15 protein-coding genes are annotated in these 16,478 nt (G+C 72.1%); 7 read left to right on the plus strand and 8 right to left on the minus strand.

Annotation, left to right across the window (positions count from 1 at the left end; genetic code table 11):
• Positions 1-44: 44 nt before the first annotated feature.
• Complete coding sequence (locus ABEA26_RS29620) at positions 45-1,610, plus strand: substrate-binding domain-containing protein (RefSeq protein WP_345596428.1); 1,566 nt, start codon at positions 45-47, stop codon at positions 1,608-1,610.
• 7 nt (positions 1,611-1,617) lie between these two features.
• Here ABEA26_RS29620 and ABEA26_RS29625 read toward each other — a convergent pair whose 3' ends face one another.
• Positions 1,618-1,821 (minus strand): ATP-binding protein, encoded by a 204-nt coding sequence (locus ABEA26_RS29625; protein WP_425587915.1) that lies wholly within the window; start codon positions 1,819-1,821, stop codon positions 1,618-1,620.
• Positions 1,822-1,866: 45 nt separating this feature from the next.
• On the opposite strand from ABEA26_RS29625, the gene ABEA26_RS29630 reads away from it, so the two are divergent.
• The 3 genes from ABEA26_RS29630 (at position 1,867) to ABEA26_RS29640 (ending at position 5,389) form a co-directional block, all read left to right on the plus strand.
• Positions 1,867-2,049 carry a DUF397 domain-containing protein gene (locus tag ABEA26_RS29630; protein WP_345596429.1) on the plus strand — a complete coding sequence of 61 codons (183 nt, stop codon included), beginning with the start codon at positions 1,867-1,869 and terminating at the stop codon, positions 2,047-2,049.
• Between the two features lie 2 nt (positions 2,050-2,051).
• On the plus strand, positions 2,052-2,198 hold the full coding sequence (locus ABEA26_RS29635) for a hypothetical protein (protein WP_345596430.1): 147 nt from the start codon (positions 2,052-2,054) through the stop codon (positions 2,196-2,198).
• Positions 2,199-2,518: 320 nt separating this feature from the next.
• Positions 2,519-5,389 (plus strand): beta-galactosidase, encoded by a 2,871-nt coding sequence (locus tag ABEA26_RS29640; RefSeq protein ID WP_425587916.1) that lies wholly within the window; start codon positions 2,519-2,521, stop codon positions 5,387-5,389.
• Positions 5,390-5,447: 58 nt separating this feature from the next.
• Here the strand turns inward: ABEA26_RS29640 and arfA are convergent, their stop codons facing one another.
• The 5 genes from arfA to ABEA26_RS29665 are packed head-to-tail and all read right to left on the minus strand — an operon-like array spanning position 5,448 to position 11,153.
• Entirely contained in the window at positions 5,448-6,953 is a 1,506-nt protein-coding gene (arfA, locus tag ABEA26_RS29645) for an arabinosylfuranosidase ArfA (protein WP_345596432.1), read from the minus strand.
• A 57-nt stretch (positions 6,954-7,010) separates the two neighbouring features.
• Complete coding sequence (locus ABEA26_RS29650) at positions 7,011-7,937, minus strand: arabinan endo-1,5-alpha-L-arabinosidase (RefSeq protein ID WP_345596440.1); 927 nt, start codon at positions 7,935-7,937, stop codon at positions 7,011-7,013.
• A 59-nt stretch (positions 7,938-7,996) separates the two neighbouring features.
• The gene (locus tag ABEA26_RS29655) at positions 7,997-8,860 is read right to left on the minus strand and encodes a carbohydrate ABC transporter permease (RefSeq protein WP_345596433.1); all 864 of its coding nucleotides are present in this window, start codon (positions 8,858-8,860) and stop codon (positions 7,997-7,999) included.
• A complete protein-coding gene (locus tag ABEA26_RS29660) occupies positions 8,857-9,798 on the minus strand; it encodes a carbohydrate ABC transporter permease (RefSeq protein ID WP_345596434.1) in 942 nt (313 codons plus the stop codon). The genes ABEA26_RS29655 and ABEA26_RS29660 overlap by 4 nt, the downstream gene beginning before the upstream one ends.
• Positions 9,795-11,153: an extracellular solute-binding protein gene (locus tag ABEA26_RS29665; RefSeq protein WP_345596435.1), complete on the minus strand. Its 1,359-nt coding sequence runs from the start codon at positions 11,151-11,153 to the stop codon at positions 9,795-9,797. The genes ABEA26_RS29660 and ABEA26_RS29665 overlap by 4 nt, the downstream gene beginning before the upstream one ends.
• Before the next feature lie 323 nt (positions 11,154-11,476).
• On the opposite strand from ABEA26_RS29665, the gene ABEA26_RS29670 reads away from it, so the two are divergent.
• The 3 genes from ABEA26_RS29670 (at position 11,477) to ABEA26_RS29680 (ending at position 14,723) form a co-directional block, all read left to right on the plus strand.
• Positions 11,477-12,079: a toxin-antitoxin system, toxin component family protein gene (locus ABEA26_RS29670; protein ID WP_345596436.1), complete on the plus strand. Its 603-nt coding sequence runs from the start codon at positions 11,477-11,479 to the stop codon at positions 12,077-12,079.
• A gap of 68 nt (positions 12,080-12,147) precedes the next feature.
• Positions 12,148-13,329: an MAB_1171c family putative transporter gene (locus ABEA26_RS29675; protein WP_345596441.1), complete on the plus strand. Its 1,182-nt coding sequence runs from the start codon at positions 12,148-12,150 to the stop codon at positions 13,327-13,329.
• Complete coding sequence (locus tag ABEA26_RS29680) at positions 13,326-14,723, plus strand: FAD-dependent oxidoreductase (RefSeq protein ID WP_345596437.1); 1,398 nt, start codon at positions 13,326-13,328, stop codon at positions 14,721-14,723. The genes ABEA26_RS29675 and ABEA26_RS29680 overlap by 4 nt, the downstream gene beginning before the upstream one ends.
• Before the next feature lie 55 nt (positions 14,724-14,778).
• Here ABEA26_RS29680 and ABEA26_RS29685 read toward each other — a convergent pair whose 3' ends face one another.
• Both ABEA26_RS29685 and ABEA26_RS29690 read right to left on the minus strand, forming a co-directional pair.
• Positions 14,779-15,630, minus strand: coding sequence for an SMP-30/gluconolactonase/LRE family protein (locus ABEA26_RS29685; protein ID WP_345596442.1), 852 nt, complete (start codon positions 15,628-15,630; stop codon positions 14,779-14,781).
• 74 nt (positions 15,631-15,704) lie between these two features.
• Entirely contained in the window at positions 15,705-16,478 is a 774-nt protein-coding gene (locus ABEA26_RS29690; protein ID WP_345596439.1) for an IclR family transcriptional regulator, read from the minus strand.

Here is a 16,478-nt window from a genome sequence, read left to right on the forward strand (position 1 = left end):
ACATGGCCTCCCCCATCCACTGAGCCGGGAGTCGGGAGTCGGTCGTGAACGGTTTTCCGTGGGAGTCGGTGATCGCCGTTCTCGGCCTCGCCGTGCCCGTGATCGCCGCCCTGTGGGAGTTCTTCCTCGCAGGCCGCAAACGGCTCGGTTACCGGGTCCAGATGGACACCAGCGCCCGGGACTCGGCCACGTCCTCCGGCCCGGAGGCCGGGGTGCTCCAGCGCATGCAGTGGGACGGCGCCCACCTGCGCGACCCGTCCGTCGCCCTGCTGCGCATCGAGAACGTCGGCTGGACCCCGATAGTCGAGGAGGACTACGTGGCTCCCGCCAACGACGCGGTGGGCATACGCGTGGCGTTCCCGGGCCGCCGCGTGGTCGGCATGGTCGTGACGGAGTGCAGCCACACCGTGCTGCGCGACTTCTTCACGCCGGGAACGCCGGGCCTCGGGGCCACGGACGGTGTCATCAGGCTGCCCAAGGTGAAGCTCAACCGCCGGGCGCACTACAAGGTGCTGGCGGTCCTGGACCGCTTGCCCGGCTTCACCGAGACCGACTTCCCCGATCCGCAGGTCACCGCGGGCATCGTGGGCGGGGTCCGCGGCGGGACCATCAAGAGGACGGAGTACTACCCCTTCGCGTCCCGGCCGGTCCGCTGGCTCCTGGCCCTGCTCGTCCTGGTGAGCGTCGCCCAGTCCGTGTCCACGTTCGCCCGGAGCGAGGACGCCATGGCCGCGCCGCTGGACTGCGCCGAGGGGACGCTGCACCTGACGGGCTCCACGGCGTTCAAGCCGGTCCTGGAGTCGGCCGCCGAGCAGTACACGAAGACCTGCCCAGGCGCGCGCATACCCCTGTCCGACAGCCAGTTCGAGGGCAGTGTCCCGGGGCTGGACGCACTCGCCACGGCCGGGGACAAGGCCAAGCCGAAGGGTGACGAAGGGCTCGGCGACCGGTTGACGTTCAGCGACGGCCCCAAGTCCCCCGGCCGCACCCGGCTCCTGCCCCGCCCTGTCGCCCTGTCCCTGTTCACCCTGGTCGTGAACAAGGACACCGGCGTCCAGGACCTGTCCCTGAAGCAGGTCCGGGACCTCTACGCCGGGAGGATCACCAACTGGGAGCAGGTGAACGGCGAGGACCTGCCCGTCCAGCTCGTCGGCCGCCACCCGGGCTCCGGCACCCGCACCACCCTCCAGCGGCAGGTCCTGGACGACCGCCCCCTGCCGGCGGTCACGACGAGCGACTGCAGGGGCATGGACATGAGCCGGTCCAATCGCTGCGAGGTCAACAAGACCCAGACCCTGCTGAACACCGTCACCTCGACCCCCGGCGCCCTCGGCTACAGCGAGGTCGGCCTCGCCGAGGCCCACAAGGACGTACGGCAGGTCCGCATCGACGGCTACCCCGCGACACTGGAGGGCGCCGACCAGGGGGCGTATCCCTTCTGGGAGACGGAGATCGCCTACACCTACGGCGAACCCCCGGCGGACTCGATCGCCGCGGGCTTCCTGCGCTACCTCGCCAACGAGGTCGGCAAGGACATCATCCGCGCCGAGGGCCACCGCCCCTGCTCCGAACTGGACAAGCCCCTGGTGTGCCGACCGAGCGGGTCCTGACCCTGCGTCAGCCGGCACCGAGCGCCCGGACGAGCGACAACCAGCCCGGCACGTCGACCTCCGCCCGCACGGTCTTGGCGGGCGGCTCGCGGTCCAGCACCTCCCAGCGATCGGCGAGCGCGTCGACCAACGCCAGGCCGCGGCCGTGCTCGTCGAGCGAGCCGGGCTGCCGCCTGAAACGGTATGCGAGTATGCGTTCGCAGGCTCTCACCGTTCCGGACTCCGTGAGCCTGTTGCAGCGGATGCGAGGAGACCTATGAGCACCGGCGAACTGGTCTGGTTCAAGTCGAGCTACAGCAGCAGCGGCGACGGCGACTGCGTAGAGACAGCCACCCTCCCCCACACCGTCCACGTCCGCGACTCCAAGCACACGCAGGGCCCCCAGCTCCGTCTCTCCCCCGCCGTCTGGGCCGACTTCCTCACGTACACCACGAAGTGACCGTGGACCGGCGGATCGTCGTCGGCGTGTGGGCGGGGCTGTGTCTGGCCGGCCTCGTCGCCACCGCCGCTCTCGACGCCGGGCCGTCCCCGGAGGAGTTCGGGTGGTACCCGGCCGAGGAGCCGACGCCGGGGGAGGCGCAGAGGTAGCAGAGGGAGACGTACACCGTCGTCTGCCACGAGATCGCGGACCGCGTCGAGCAGAGCCGCGCCGAGGCCGGGCGGGCAGGGCGGTTTCCGGCCGACGTGGCGGTGCCCCGCGAGTGCGCGGACGAGATCGAGGAGCGCGGGCCGTCCCGCTGACGCCGCCCGATCGGCGGACGCGTCCGCGCCTGCCGGTACCGGCCGCCCGGGCAGCATCCGTCGATTGTGCACATGCCATCCACAGGGCGGTCGCGTCGCACGCACGCCCCGGGGCGCGAACAGATCGAACTCCGGCCGTTTAACGTATCCCGGCGTCCTTGTGGAGAATGGCCCGGCAGCGCAGCACGAGAAGCACGGCAACAGGAGAGGCTGCCTTGGAGCTCAGCAGGCTCAGCAGACGAGCGTTCAGCGCCCTCGCGGGCACCACCGTCCTCGGTCTCGCGCTGGGCGGCAGCGTGAGCAGCCAGGCACTGCCCCGCTCCGGCGCCCGCGGCCCCGTGCCCACCGGGCCGCCGCCCGGGCCGCCCGGCGCCGACGGCGTGCGTCACCGCGTCGCCCTGGACCGGTACTCCCTGCTGATCGACGGCAGACGCCTCGCCCTGTGGTCCGGCGAGATGCACCCCTTCCGGCTGCCGAGCCCGTCGCTGTGGCGGGACGTGCTGCAGAAGATGCGGGCATACGGGTACAACTCGGTCAGCGTCCGTCTCGCCTGGAACCAGCACTCCCCCGCCCCCGGTGAGTACGACTTCACCGGCGTCCGCGACCTGGACCTCTTCCTGCGCACGGCCGCCGAGACCCGGATGTACGTCGTCCTGCGGCCCGGCCCGTACATCGGCGCAGACGTGGACGCGGGCGGCCTGCCCGGCTGGCTGACGGCCACCGAGGGCCGGGCCCGCACTCCCGACCCCGCCCATCTGCGCCACGCCGACGAGTGGCTGAGCCGCGTCAACGCCGTCGCCGCCCGGCACCAGTACACCCGGGGCACGGGCACGGTCCTGCTCTACCAGGTCGACGCCCCGCAGCGGGCCCGCCTGACCCGCCTGCACGACAGGCTCCGCGCCGACGGCATCGACGTACCGCTCCTGCACGCCGACACCCCGGTCGCCTGGGGAGAGGTGGAGCGGACCCGGGACGCCGCCGAGGCGCGCCGCGTCCATCTCGCCCACCTCGCGCACGGGATCACGCTGCACAACATCCACACCGCGTTCGGCGGCACCTCGTGGGGCTGGCTGCCCGCGCCGTCCGCTCCCACGCCCACGTACGACCCCACGGCGGCGATCGACGAGGCACGTCGGCCGACGGACAAGATGGCCCCCCTCCACCAGCTGGGACAGCTGCTGCGCAACGTTCCCGATTTCACCCGGATGGAGGAGGCGCGGCGGGTCGGGGCCTCGGACGCCCGGATCAGGGTGCGGCACCTGGCCAACCCGGACACCGGCACCCACGCCTACGTCGTGCGCAACGACTCGGAGACCGACGTCACGTCGAAGGTACCGATGGGCGGGACCGACGTGGAGGTCACCGTCCCCGCCCGGGACGCCAAACTGTTCGCCACCGGGCTCCACCTGGGCGCGGGGCGGAAACTGGCGTACGCCACCGTGCAGCCCATGCTCTCCATGAGCGTCGGGCGGCTGGACATCGCCGCCTTCGTGGGCCGGGCCGGCGAGATGGCGCACCTGGTGCTGGAGTGCCCGCACGAGCCGTGGCCGACCCGGCTGGACGAGGAGGCCGCCTGGGTGGTCGACCACGGAAAGCTGCACGTCATGGTGCCCCTCGGGGAGAACAGGCTGACCCGGGTGCGGGTGCGCAGCGGCAAGTCCGACCGCACCCTGATCCTGCTCGTCGCGGACGACGCCGCCTCGCTGCGGCTGTGGCCCTACGAGACCCCGTCCGGCCGCGTCCTGGTGCACGGCCCGGCGCTGCTGCGCGACGTCGCCCTGGACGGTGCCACGATCCGGCTGACCGGTGACACCGTCGAGGAGTGCCCTCTCGAGGTGTGGGCGCCGCGCGGCATCACCCACGTGACCTGGAACGGCAGCGCGGTCAGTACGTCGGGCAGCCGTGCCCACAGCCTGCTGGCCGCCCGGCCGCTGCCCGGCGTGCCCGAGCTGGTGCTGCCCGCGCTGGACGGCTGGCGGCGCCGCGCCGAGAACCCGGAGTCCGCCCCCGGCTACGACGACTCGGGGTGGGCGGTCGCCGACCGGCGGACGTCGTACAGCACGACCCCCGTGCCCGACGGGCAGCCCGTGCTCTTCGCCGACGACTACGGCTTCCACTACGGCGACGTCTGGTACCGGGGCCGGCTCAGCGGCGGCGCGGGCCTGGAGTCGGTGTCCCTCGCCTACAGCACGGGCGCGCGGGGGATGCTGATGGCCTGGCTGGACGGGGAGCCGCTGGGCACCCATCGCATGGGCCGCGAGGACGACGGCGGCAAGGGCACGTGGACCGCCACGGCCGGCTTCCGGCTGCCGGAGGAAGCGCGGGAGGCGCTCGGGAAGAAGCCCGGCGCCTCCCCCGTCCTGTCCGTCCTCGTCCGGCGCACCCAGCACGACCAGGACGCGTACCAGGCGGCCCGCGGGCTGACGTCGGTCGCCTTCGAGGGTGCGTCGCCGAAGGTGACGTGGCGGATCCAGGGGGCCGCCGCGCCCGACCCGGTGCGCGGGCCGCTCAACCACGGCGGGCTGTTCGGGGAGCGGCACGGCTGGTATCTGCCCGGGTACGACGACGGCGGCTGGGAGCCCGTGGCCCTTCCCCGGACGGACCGGCGTCAGGGCGTGACCTGGTACCGGACCACCTTCCGGCTGGACGTCCCGCCGGACGTCGACGCCTCGGTCGGACTCGTCCTCGACGACGGCCGGGACCACGACGGTCAGGACGGGACCCCCGATCACGACCACGACCGCCCGGACCGCGACCGTCCGGACCGCGACCGTCCGGACCGCGACTACCGCGCCCAGGTCTTCCTCAACGGCTGGAACATGGGCGAGTACGTGGGCGGCCCGGCGGGCGAGCCGCACACCTTCGTCCTGCCGAACGGCATCCTGCGCACCCGCGCCGCCGCCAACACCCTGGCGATCGCGGTCCTGGCCGGCGGCGACTCCGTGTCGGGACCGGGGACGGTCAGGCTGAAACTGCTGGGCGGCGCGGCCGGAGGGGTGCCGGTGAAACCGGTCACCTCCCCCGGCCCGCGCCGCTGACCCCCGGCCGGACCGGCCGGACCCGCCGGACCCGCCGGACCCGCCGGACCCGCCAACCTCAGCGCAGCCGGATCACGTTCCAGGACAGCGGCTCCAGTACGGCGGTCAGCGTGCCGTCCCGCAGCTGGGTGCCCTCGGCCGGGTGCGGGGCGACCCGCTCGGGCTCGGCGAGCGTGTTGCGGGCGTCGGGGTCGGCGTCCGCGAGGGCGGTGTGCTCGACGACCTCGGTCAGCTCCAGGCCGCTCAGGGCGACGTCGAGCGGCAGCGAATCGGTGCGCGAGCGGTTGACGGCGAAGACGGTGACCGAGCCGTCCTCGGCGCGCACGGCGGTGGCGTGCAGCAGGTCGGCCTCGCCGTACTTCTTCGTCTCGTACCTCGGTGAGTCCACCCGGACGTCGAGGACCTCGCCGCGGCCGTACTTCGAGGCCTGCGCGAACGGGAAGAAGGTCGTCTGACGCCAGGCCGCCCCGCCCGGCTCGGTCATGATCGGGGCGATGACGTTGACGAGCTGGGCGAGGCAGGCGACGGTGACGCGGTCGGCGTGCCGCAGCAGGGCGATGAGGAGCGAGCCGAAGACGACCGCGTCGGTGACGCTGTAGTTGTCCTCCAGCAGGCGGGGGGCCTCGGGCCAGTCCAGGGCGCTGACCTCGGCCTGGGTCTTGGCCATGTACCAGACGTTCCACTCGTCGAAGGAGAGGTTGATCCTCTTCTTGGACTTGAGGCGGGCGCCGATGTGGTCGCAGGTGGCGACGACGTTCTCGATGAACGACTCCATGTCCACGGCCGAGGCGAGGAAGGAGTCGACGTCGCCGTCGAACGGCTCGTAGTAGGCGTGCAGGGAGATGTGGTCGACCAGGTCGTACGTCTCCTTGAGGACCGTCGCCTCCCACTCGGCGAAGGTCTCCATGGACTGGCCGGATGAGCCGCAGGCGACGAGTTCGAGGCCGGGGTCGATCTGGCGCATGGCGCGGGCGGTCTCGGCGGCGACGCGGCCGTACTCCTCGGCGGTCTTGTGACCGGTCTGCCAGGGGCCGTCCATCTCGTTGCCCAGGCACCAGAGCCTGATGCCGAAGGGGTCCTTGTCGCCGTGCTCGGCGCGCAGGTCGGAGAGCGCGGTGCCGGAGGGGTGGTTGGCGTACTCCTGGAGTTCGAGGGCCTCGGCGACGCCGCGGGTGCCGAGGTTGACCGCCATCATCGGTTCGGCCTGGGGGCCGATCTTCTTGAGGAAGGCGATGTACTCGGAGAGGCCGAAGCGGTTGGTCTCCGTGGAGCGCCAGGCCAGGTCGAGGCGGCGGGGGCGGTTCTCGACCGGGCCGACGGAGTCCTCCCACTTGTAGCCGGAGACGAAGTTGCCGCCGGGGTAGCGGATGGCGGTGACGCCGAGTTCGCGGACGAGGTCGAGCACGTCCTGGCGCAGGCCCGACTCGTCCGCGGTGGGGTGGCCCGGTTCGAAGATGCCGGTGTACACGCAGCGGCCGAGGTGTTCCACGAAGGAGCCGAAGAGGCGGGGGTTGACCTCACCGACGGTGAAGGCGGGGTCGAGGGTGAAGCGGGCGGTTCGCATGTCTGCCTTTCCAGAGGTTCGCGTGTGTCCGCGGGTTCGTTGTGGCCGGCCGTGCTCTCAAGAGACCTTCGGCCGGCCGTCCTTGGTCCAGGTCAAGGCGTTCAGCCCGAGCTTGGGCGTGCCTTCGTCCTCGGCGTCGTAGTAGTGGTACGCCAGCCAGTCCCGGCCCCGGTCGCGGAAGACGGACTGGCCGCCCGTGCCGATGTGGCGGCCGTGGCCTTCCAGGAGGAGGTCGCCGCCGCCCTCGAGCATCGGGGTGCCGGTGCTGTCGACGTAGGGGCCCCTGATGTCCGTGGACCTGCCGACCTTGATCCTGTACGTGCTGTCCACACCCTGGCAGCAGGCGTCGTACGACGCGAAGAGGTAGTAGTGGCGGCCGTGCTCGACGATCTCCGGGCCTTCGACGGCGTACGGCTCGTCCGGGCGGGTGGCCAGGTGGTGGACCTCCGCGCCCTGGACGGCCTTGCCGGTCTGCCGGTCCAGCTCGACCATGCGGATGCCGCTCCAGTAGGAGCCGAAGGACATCCACAGACGGCCGTCGGCCTGGATGACCGCCGGGTCGATGGCGTTCCACGTGTCGGTCGTCTCGGAGGAGAAGACCTTGCCGTGGTCGGTCCAGGTGCCGGGCAGGCCCGTGCGGGAGGTGGCGACGCCGATCGCGGAGTGGTTGGTGCCCCAGGAGGAGACCGCGTAGTACAGCCAGTAACGGCCGGCGCGGTAGGAGATGTCCGGGGCCCACGGGTCGCCGGTGTCGTTGTACTCGTACCACCAGCCTGGGGGCTGCGCGAAGGCGTTGCCCGCGTCGTCCCAGTGCCGGCCGTCCTCGGAGAGGCGGGCGCCGATGACGCCACCGGTGGAGTAGGCGACGTAGCCGCCGCCCTTGAGGCGGGTGACGGTGGGGTCGTGGATGATCTCCTGGCCCGTGAGGGGGCGCGGGTCGGGGTAGCTCTCCGCCGCCTGTGCCGTATGGGGCAGCAGGGCCATCAAGGTCGCCGCCGCCACGGCGGTGGCGGTTCTGCGCACGGTGCGCACGGTCCGCGCGGTCACTGTCCCGCCAATCCCGTGTGGGCCACGCCCGCCACGATCTGCCGTTGGAAGAAGACGAAGACGATGATCAGCGGCAGCCCGGCCATGAGGCCGCCGGCCATGAGCTGGGCCCACTGGATGCCGTAGGAGTTCATGACGGTCGCGATGCCGTTCGGCATGGTCATCAGGTCGGGGTTGTTGGTCACCATGTACGGCCACAGGAAGTTGTTCCACGAGCTGATGAAGGTGAAGATGCCGACCGCAGCGAGGGAGGGGCGGGAGAGCGGCACGATGATGGTGAAGAAGACGCGCCAGCGGCCGGCGCCGTCGATGAAGGCGGCCTCCTCCAGTTCGCGCGGGATGCCCTGGAAGAACTTGTAGAGGATGTAGACCATCGCGGCGGGCGCGCACTGCGGCAGGATCATGCCCCAGTAGGTGTCGACCATCCCCATCTGCTGGACGGTGGTGAACAGGGGCACGCCGAGCACGGCCGGGGAGACCATGAGGCCGGCCATGACCACGCCCATCAGGAGGCCCTTGCCCCGGAACTCGGTGCGGGCGAAGCCGTAACCGGCCAGGGCGCTCACCAGCAGCACGATCGTCGTCACGCAGACCGACACGACCAGGGAGTTGACGAACCAGTTGGTGATGTTGCCGGTCTCGAAGAGGGCCGTCCACGCCTGGCCCGTCCAGTCCTCGGGCAGCCAGTGCGTCGGGACCTCGACGGCCTCGGTCTCCGACTTGAGCGAGGTGAACAGGGCCCAGGCCAGGGGCGCCAGGAACAGCGCGGAGACGGCCGTGCCGAGGACGGTGAGCACGATCTGGCCGGTCGACCAGGCTCTGCGGGGTGTGGTGCGCGTCGGCGCCGCGGCGGTGGTCATCGGCCGCCCTCCTCACGGTTGCGCAGCAGCCACATCCGGGCGAGGGCGACGGCCGCGATGAGCACGAAGAAGATGATGGAGATCGCGGAGGCGTAGCCCACGCGGTAGCTGGTGAAGCCCTGTTCGAGGGTGTACTGCACGAAGGTGCGGGTCGATTCCTCCGGGCCCGGCCCGAAGTCCTGCATGACGACGGCCTGGTCGAAGACCTGGAGGGAGGCGAGGATCTGCAGGGCGACGACGAGGCCGGTGATGTTGCGCAGCATCGGCAGCGTGATGTGGAGCATGCGGTGCCAGGCGTTCGCGCCGTCCAGCTTGGCCGCCTCGTAGAGGTGCAGCGGGATGCCCTGGAGAGCGGCGAGGTAGAGCAGGAAGCTGAAGCCGACCGTCCACCACAGGGTGGTGATGACGACCGCGAGCAGCGCGTACGACTTGTCGGTCAGCCACGGCGTCTCGAGGCCGAAGACGTGGTTGACCATGCCGCTGCCGGGGTTGAACAGCCACTGCCACAGGTTGGCGGCGACGGTGGACGGCAGCAGGAACGGCATGAAGAAGCAGAGCCGCCACAGCCACTTGCCGCGCTCGATGTGGTGGGCCAGCATCGCGAGGAGGAAGGCGAGGACCGTGATGCAGGGCACGACGAGCAGCGTGAAGTACGCGCTGTGGCCGAGCGCGTCCCACATCAGGGGGTCCTGGAGCGCCTCGCTGTAGTTGTCCAGGCCGATGAAACTCGCGCTGTCGCCGGAGATGTTGGCGTCCGTGAAGCTGAGGTAGAGCCCGCGCAGCAGGGGCCAGACGACGAAGAGCGCGAACAGGGCGAGGAACGGGGCGACGAACCAGCCGCCGTGCTGGAAGCCCTGCCTGCGGCGGACGGTGGCGTTGTCGGCGGCGGTCTTCGCGCGCACCGGGCGGATGACCGTTTCAGCGCTGGTCGTGGTCATGCGGCCGCACCTCCCTGCGCGGCGGTTTTGCCGTCCATCGGGTTCTTCGTGCCGAGCAGGTCGGTGAGCGCGCCCTTCATACGGCGGGCGGCGGCCTCCGGCTTGGCCGAGCCCATCGTCGAGGAGACGACGATCGGGCCGACGCGCTGGGCGAGGATGCCGGTGGAACCGGCGAACCACACCTTGGGCTCGGTGGCCTGGTGGTCCATCGCGGTGACGTACTCGCTCTGCGGGTTCAGCTCCTTGTAGGCGGCCGTGGACAGGGTCGGCGTGTAGGCGGGGATGTGTCCGCCGGCCGCCCACTGCTGGGCGTGCTTGACGACGTAGGCGGCCAGTTGGTGCGCGGCCTCGTTGGTGGCGCCGCCGCGGCCGGCCTGGTGCGGGAGGACGAAGGAGTGCGACTCGGCGTGGGTGGCCTGCTTGCCGAAGACGGGCGGCAGCGGGGCCGCGCCGTAGTCGAGTTCCGCGCCGGAGAAGACGGGCACCGACCAGTTGCCCTCCCAGGCGAAGGGGGCGCCGTTGACGAACTGTTCGGCGCCCGCCGCGCCTCCGTAACCCGGGTCGGCGTAGCCGTCGGCGATGTGCCGGCGCAGGAATTCCAGGACCTGGGTGGCCTTGTCGGTGTCGAAGGTGATCTCGGTCTTGTCGTCGTTGAACCAGGTGCCGCCGAGCTGGGTGTAGAAGGCGACGAAGTCCCACCACTGGAAGTTCTGGTCGTTGTGCCAGAAGCCGATGGTCTGCAGGCCCTTCTTGGTGGCCTTCTTGGCCTCCTTGAGCATGTCGAACCAGTCCTCGGTCGACGTCACGGGCACCATCCGCCCGTCGGCGCCGAGCAGACCCGCCTTCTTCAGCACGTCCTTGCGGTAGAAGCAGAGCTGGACGTGGATGTCGAGCGGGAGGGCGTAGAGCTTGCCGTCGATGACGGCGCGCTTCCACAGCTCGGGGTTGAAGTCCGCCTCCCTCACGCCGTACTTGGCGAGCAGGCCGACGTCCCAGGGGTCCAGGAGACGACCGGGCGAGAAGCCGGTGACGCGGCCCAGGTGCATGACGCCGAGGTCCGGAGCGCGGTTGCCGGCGGCCGCCATGGCGAGCTTGGTGTAGAAGGGGCTGCCCCACTGGAGGGTGGAGTCCTTCACGTCGATGCCCGGGTTGTCCTTACGGAAGGAGTCCAGCATCGCGATCATGTTGTAGCCGTCGCCGCCGCTGAAGAGGTTCCAGTAGCTGACGCGGGTGTCCGCACCGGAGGCGAGCGCGTCGGCGCCCGTGCCCAGGGCCGCGAAGCCGAAGCTCCCCGCGACCGTCAGGCCGCCCGCCGCGGCCAGAAAGTGCCTGCGATCCAGGCCAGGTCGTCCCATGCCCTGCCCCATCTGTCATGAACGTAAGGTGTGCGTTCGGGATGTTCGATATATCGAATGGCGCTCGTAACTTCGAACGGGACCGTAAGGTCGCACGGAGAGCGCGTCAATGGGTCGCGCAGGACTTTCCGGGAGCGGGGGCCGTTCCGGTTGGGTTTCCGGCGATCACCTCCGGTCGTTCCCGGGTCGGTCGTTCCCGGGTCGGTCGTTCCCGGGTCGGTCGTTCCCGGTTGAACGATCGTCGCCGGATCGCATGACGCGGGCAGACGTGGGCGCTAACCTCGGAGGGCTCCTGACCTGACCGGCGTTGAGGAGGGGGAAGGATGAACCTCGCGGGCGTGTGCGGGTGGGCTGCCCGGGCCGCCGCCGCGCTCAAGCGCGCGCGGGACGGCTCTGCCGACGGCCTGGCGGCCGACCTCGCCGCCGCGGTCCGCACGGCGCACCGCTCGCCGCGGGACGTGCGGGAGCTGTGCCACGCGCTGTGCGCGGAGATGGCCGCGCGCCGCGCCGGACGGCCCGTCGAGCTGCGCTTCGAGCGGTTCCCCGACGAACTGCTGGTCACCGGACTGTGGGTCGAGTTCCACGACCGCGACCTGGTCATCGTCGAGGAGCGGGCCGAGGCGGTGCAGCAACTGGTCGTTCTCGGCCATGAGTTGTGGCACATCCACGCCGGGCACCGCCACCACCACGGCGTCGGCACGGCCGCCGCCCGCGCCCTGGCCGACCGGCCCGGCTGGACGGACGTGGCACTGGTCGCGGCCGCCCGCGACGGCTCCCGGCAGGACGACGAGGCCGCCGCCGACGACTTCGGGCACCGCCTCGCCGCCGCGTGCCGGCCCCTGCTGCGCGGGCGGCCGGACGACACGTCCCCCCACCCCGTCCAGAGGTCGCTCGGCTACCGTGGACGGAGAGGTGCGTCACGGTGACGGCGGACCTCCCGGCGACCGGCGCCGCCGTCGTATCGGCGCTCGAACTCCCCGGCCTCCTCGACGAGTTGTACATCTCCTTCTGGATCCCGGCCGCGGTCCTGACCACTGCGCTGGCCATCAAACTACCCACCGTGATCCGGCTCTGGCGGGACCCGCTGCTGCGCGCGGTCGGCGGCCTGCTGATCCTCGCCTGCGCGGTGTTCGTCTTCGCGGCCCCCTCGACCATCGCCTGGACCAACCGGGTCACCGGCGTGCCCAACATCTCGGCGCCATGGGTGTACTCCCTGCTGACCGCCTTCTGCGGTTCCTGCCTGCTGCTGATCATCACCTGGCGCAACGGGCCCTCCGACCGCGCGGCGGCCAAACGTCGCGCCGTGCGCTGGGTGGTCTGTGTCTACTCGGGAGTGATCGTCGCCCTGTGGACGCTGTTCGCCCTCGCCGACGCGCCCGTGGAACGCCTGCGGGACCTGGACACGTACTACGCCACGACCCCCTTCATGCGCGAGCAGATCCTGCTCTACCTGCTCGCCCACACCGTGGCCGTCCTGATCACGTCCTGGCTGCTCTGGAACTGGGTGCGCACCGACGGCCTGGACGCCTGGCTGCGCTGGGGGCTGATGTTCCTCGGCGTCGGCTACGCGCTGAACCTGGTCTTCGACGCCGCCAAGCTCACCGCCGTCGCGGCCCGCTGGACCGGCCACGAGGCCGACTGGCTCAGCACCGACCTGGCACCGCCCGTCGCCTGCCTGTCCGCCATCGTGATCGCGCTGGGCTTCATCCTTCCGCACACCGGCCAGTACCTGCGCGAACGCCGCCTGGTCAGGCTCGCCCACCGCGAACTGCGGCCGCTGTACCACCTGATGCGGTCGGTCGGCGGCCCCCGCGCGCCCTTCGTCCCGCGCTCCACGCCGGAACTGCGCCTCATCCGCCGCGAGACGTTCATCCGGGACGCGCTGCTCCCCCTGTCCCGGCACATCGACGAGGGCCGGCGGCGGCGGTCGTACGAGGCGGCCCTGTCCCTCGGTTTCACGCCGGAGCGGGCCAAGGCCCTGGCCGCGGCGGTGGTGATCCTGGAGGCCGTGGCCGACGGGCGGCAACCGCCACCGCGCGAGGACGGCACCGGCGAGGTGGACAGCACGGACCTGCTCCACGACATCGGCGCCACGTCCCGGGCACTGCGCCGTCCCGACGAGATCGAGGCGGTACGCGCCCGTGCGGCCGCCCCCACAGAGAGCGCCCGCACATGAGTCAACGCCCCACCGGTGCCGTCGTTCTCGGCGGCTCGCTCTCCGGCATGCTCGCCGCCCGTGCCCTGGCGCCGTACGCCGGCCGGGTCACCGTTGTCGAGCGCGACGCGCTGCCCACCGGGCCGCGCCCGCGCCGGGGACTGCCCCAGGCCCGGCACGCCCACCAGTTGTGGTCGGGCGGAGCCCGCGCGCTGGAGGAGCTCCTGCCGGGCGTCACCGACCGGCTCCGGCGGGCGGGGGCGCACCGGCTGCCGGTCACCACGGACATGGTGGTGCTCTCCCCCCAGGGCTGGTACCGGAGGTGGGACGAGTCGCACGGGATGCTGCTGTGCACCCGCGACCTGCTGGACGCCACCGTCCGCGCGCTGGTGTGCGCCGACGAACGGATCGAGGTCGTCGAGCACGCCGAGGCGCTCGGGCTCGGCTGCCCGGACGGCACCGTGACGGGAGTACGCGTGCGGGTGGGTGACGCACCCGAGCGCACGCTCCGCGCCGGCCTGGTCGTCGACGCCACCGGACGCGCCTCGCGCACCCCGCGGTGGCTGGCGGAACTGGGGCTGCCCGCGCCGAGGACACGGCGGGTGGACGCGGGCGTGGTCTACGCCAGCCGCCTGTACCGGGCTCCGGAGGGCGCCCGCGACGGCTTCCCCGTGGTCAACGTGCAGCTGGACCCGCGGTCCCGGGGGCCGGGCCGGGGCGGGGTCCTGCTCCCCGTCGAGGACGGACGGTGGCTCGTCACGCTGTACGGCACCCGCGGCGGCGAACCGACCACGGACGCCGGGGACTTCGAGCGGTACGCCCGCAGGGAACTGCGCCACCCGGTGATAGGCGAGCTGCTGGCCGGGGCGGAGCCGCTGGGTGACGTGTCGATCACGCGGACCACCGCCAACCGGCGCCACTTCTACGAGCGGATGCCCGGGTGGCCGGAGAACCTCGTGGTGCTCGGGGACGCGCTGGCCGCCTTCAACCCGGTCTACGGACACGGGATGTCGGTGGCGGCGCAGAGCGCGCTCGCGCTCCGCTCGGTGCTCGGCCGGTCCGGCTGGCACGCACCGGAGCTGGCCCGGTCGGCCCAGCGGGCCGTCGCACGGCCGGCGGGCGCCGCGTGGGAACTCGCCGTCGGGCAGGACGTGTTCTTCCCCGGGGCCGCGCAGGGCGGACCATCACTGCGGGAGCGGCTGTCCGCGGCCTACGTCGGGCGGCTCGCGTACACCGCCACGGGCAACGGGCGCGTCGCCCGCCGGGTGACGGACGTGATGGCGCTGGAGCGGGGCGCGCACATACTGCTGGCACCGAGCGTACTGACGGCCGCGGCGGCCGGTCCGCTCAAGCCGGAGCTGAGCGGACCACCGCTGACGAAGCGCGAGCGCGAGGCCGCCGGGATGCCGCTCTAGGCATGCCGCCTTCCGCACGCGCGCACGCCTCGCGGACCGGTCGCGCGTCTCGCGCTCAACCCGCGAACGCCGGCTGGGGCGTCCCCTGACCCGCGCCCGGCACCACCAGGACCGAGCCCGCCAGCGGATGCGGGGCCGTCAGACCCACCCGGGCCGTGGTGATGTACAGATCGGCCAGGTCCGGGCCGCCGAAGGCACAGGCCGTGACCCGGGGGACCGGGAGGGGGATCACCCGGTCCAGGTCACCGGACGGGGTGTAGCGGCGTACCGCGCCGCCGTCCCACAGGGCGACCCACACACAGCCTTCGGCGTCGACACACAGACCGTCGGGGAAACCGGCGCCGTCCTCGATCGTGGCCAGAGGACGGCGCCCCGTGACCCGGCCGCCCTCCCCTGTGGCGACGTCGAAGACGTCGATACGGCGGGTCGGTGTGTCGACGTAGTACATGAGCCGGCCGTCGGGGCTCCAGCCGGTGCCGTTGCTCACCGTCACGTCGTCGAGGACGCCCTCGACCGCGCCGTCCCCGGCGACCCGGGACAGTGTGCCGCCGCCGGGTGCCTCGTCGTAGCGCATGGTGCCGGCCCACAGCGTGCCGTCGGGGGCGACTGCGGCGTCGTTGGCGCGGCGGCCGGGGACGGCCTCCCGGTGCAGCCAGCGGAAGGTGTCGTCGGGGTCGAGCAGACCGATCCCGTCCCGCAGGTTGAGGACGAGGCCGCCGCCGGCGCGGGGCTTGACTGCGCCCACGTGCTGGTCGGTGCGGCGGACCGTGCGGCGGCCGGTCGTCGGGTCGTATGTGTGGACGCGGGAGTTCAGGACGTCGATCCACAGGAGGCGGCCCGTCGCCGGGTCCCAGGTGGGCCCCTCGCCGAGAGACGCCTCCGCCCGGACGGCCACCTCGTAGGCCATACCGGTCGCGGTGCCGGTCGCCGCCGTACCGTGCTGCGCCGCCGTACCGTGCTGCGCCGTCGTACCGTGCTGCGTCATGCCGCGCTCCGGTGGCCGAGGCGCTCGGAGAGGTCGGTGGCGCCCTTGACGGCGAGCTGCTCCAGCTCGCCGAGGCGCTCCTCGCTCCAGCGGATCATGGGCACGGAGATCGACAACGCTGCGACGACCCGGCCGGTGCGGTCGCGGACCGGGGTGGCCACGCAGGAGACGTCCGGATTGGACTCGCGGTTCTCCACCGCGATGCCGCGCTCGCGAATCCCGGCCAGCGCCTCGCGCAGGGCGGCCGGGTCGGTGATGCTGTTCGGGGTCATCGCGGTCAGTTCGGCGCCGTCGGGGAAGCGTGCGGCGACCTCCGGCTCGGGGAGGGAGGCCAGCAGCATCTTGCCGACGGACGTGCAGTGGGCGGGCAGCCTGCGTCCGGCCGCCGACACCATGCGCACCGCGTGCGTGGAGTCCACCTTGGCGATGTAGATGACGTCCGTGTCCTCCAGGATCGCCACGTGCACCGTCTCGTCGCAGGTCTCGGCGACGGTCCGGGCGACCTGCTGTCCCTCGGCGGCGAGGTCGAGGTGTTCGGCGTAGCGGGCGCCGAGCTGGTACGGACGCACACCGAGCCGGTACCGCCCGGGCTGCCCGGCCACGGGGACGATGTACTTCCGGGCGGAGAGCGTGGTGACCAGCTCGTGCACGGTGGTGCGCGGCAGCTGGAGCCGGCGCACGATGTCGGGGGCGGAGAGCGTGCCGTCCCCGTCGAGGAAGAGCTCCAGTATGTCGAGAGCCCGGGTCACGGCTGGTACGAGGCGTCCCAT

The organism is Streptomyces marokkonensis (assembly GCF_039539045.1).
GTDB classification, from domain to species: Bacteria; Actinomycetota; Actinomycetes; order Streptomycetales; family Streptomycetaceae; genus Streptomyces; species Streptomyces marokkonensis.

Bases quoted from the DNA above. Each gene is read 5' to 3' on its own strand.
- ABEA26_RS29630 (WP_345596429.1), top strand. From the start codon at position 1,867: ATGAGCACCGGCGAACTGGTCTGGTTCAAGTCGAGCTACAGCAGCAGC.
- ABEA26_RS29640 (WP_425587916.1), top strand. From the start codon at position 2,519: ATGGCCCGGCAGCGCAGCACGAGAAGCACGGCAACAGGAGAGGCTGCC.
- arfA (WP_345596432.1), bottom strand. From the start codon at position 6,953: ATGCGAACCGCCCGCTTCACCCTCGACCCCGCCTTCACCGTCGGTGAG.
- ABEA26_RS29650 (WP_345596440.1), bottom strand. From the start codon at position 7,937: ATGGCCCTGCTGCCCCATACGGCACAGGCGGCGGAGAGCTACCCCGAC.
- ABEA26_RS29655 (WP_345596433.1), bottom strand. From the start codon at position 8,860: ATGACCACCGCCGCGGCGCCGACGCGCACCACACCCCGCAGAGCCTGG.
- ABEA26_RS29660 (WP_345596434.1), bottom strand. From the start codon at position 9,798: ATGACCACGACCAGCGCTGAAACGGTCATCCGCCCGGTGCGCGCGAAG.
- ABEA26_RS29665 (WP_345596435.1), bottom strand. From the start codon at position 11,153: ATGGGACGACCTGGCCTGGATCGCAGGCACTTTCTGGCCGCGGCGGGC.
- ABEA26_RS29670 (WP_345596436.1), top strand. From the start codon at position 11,477: ATGAACCTCGCGGGCGTGTGCGGGTGGGCTGCCCGGGCCGCCGCCGCG.
- ABEA26_RS29680 (WP_345596437.1), top strand. From the start codon at position 13,326: ATGAGTCAACGCCCCACCGGTGCCGTCGTTCTCGGCGGCTCGCTCTCC.
- ABEA26_RS29685 (WP_345596442.1), bottom strand. From the start codon at position 15,630: ATGGCCTACGAGGTGGCCGTCCGGGCGGAGGCGTCTCTCGGCGAGGGG.
- ABEA26_RS29690 (WP_345596439.1), bottom strand. From the start codon at position 16,478: ATGGGACGCCTCGTACCAGCCGTGACCCGGGCTCTCGACATACTGGAG.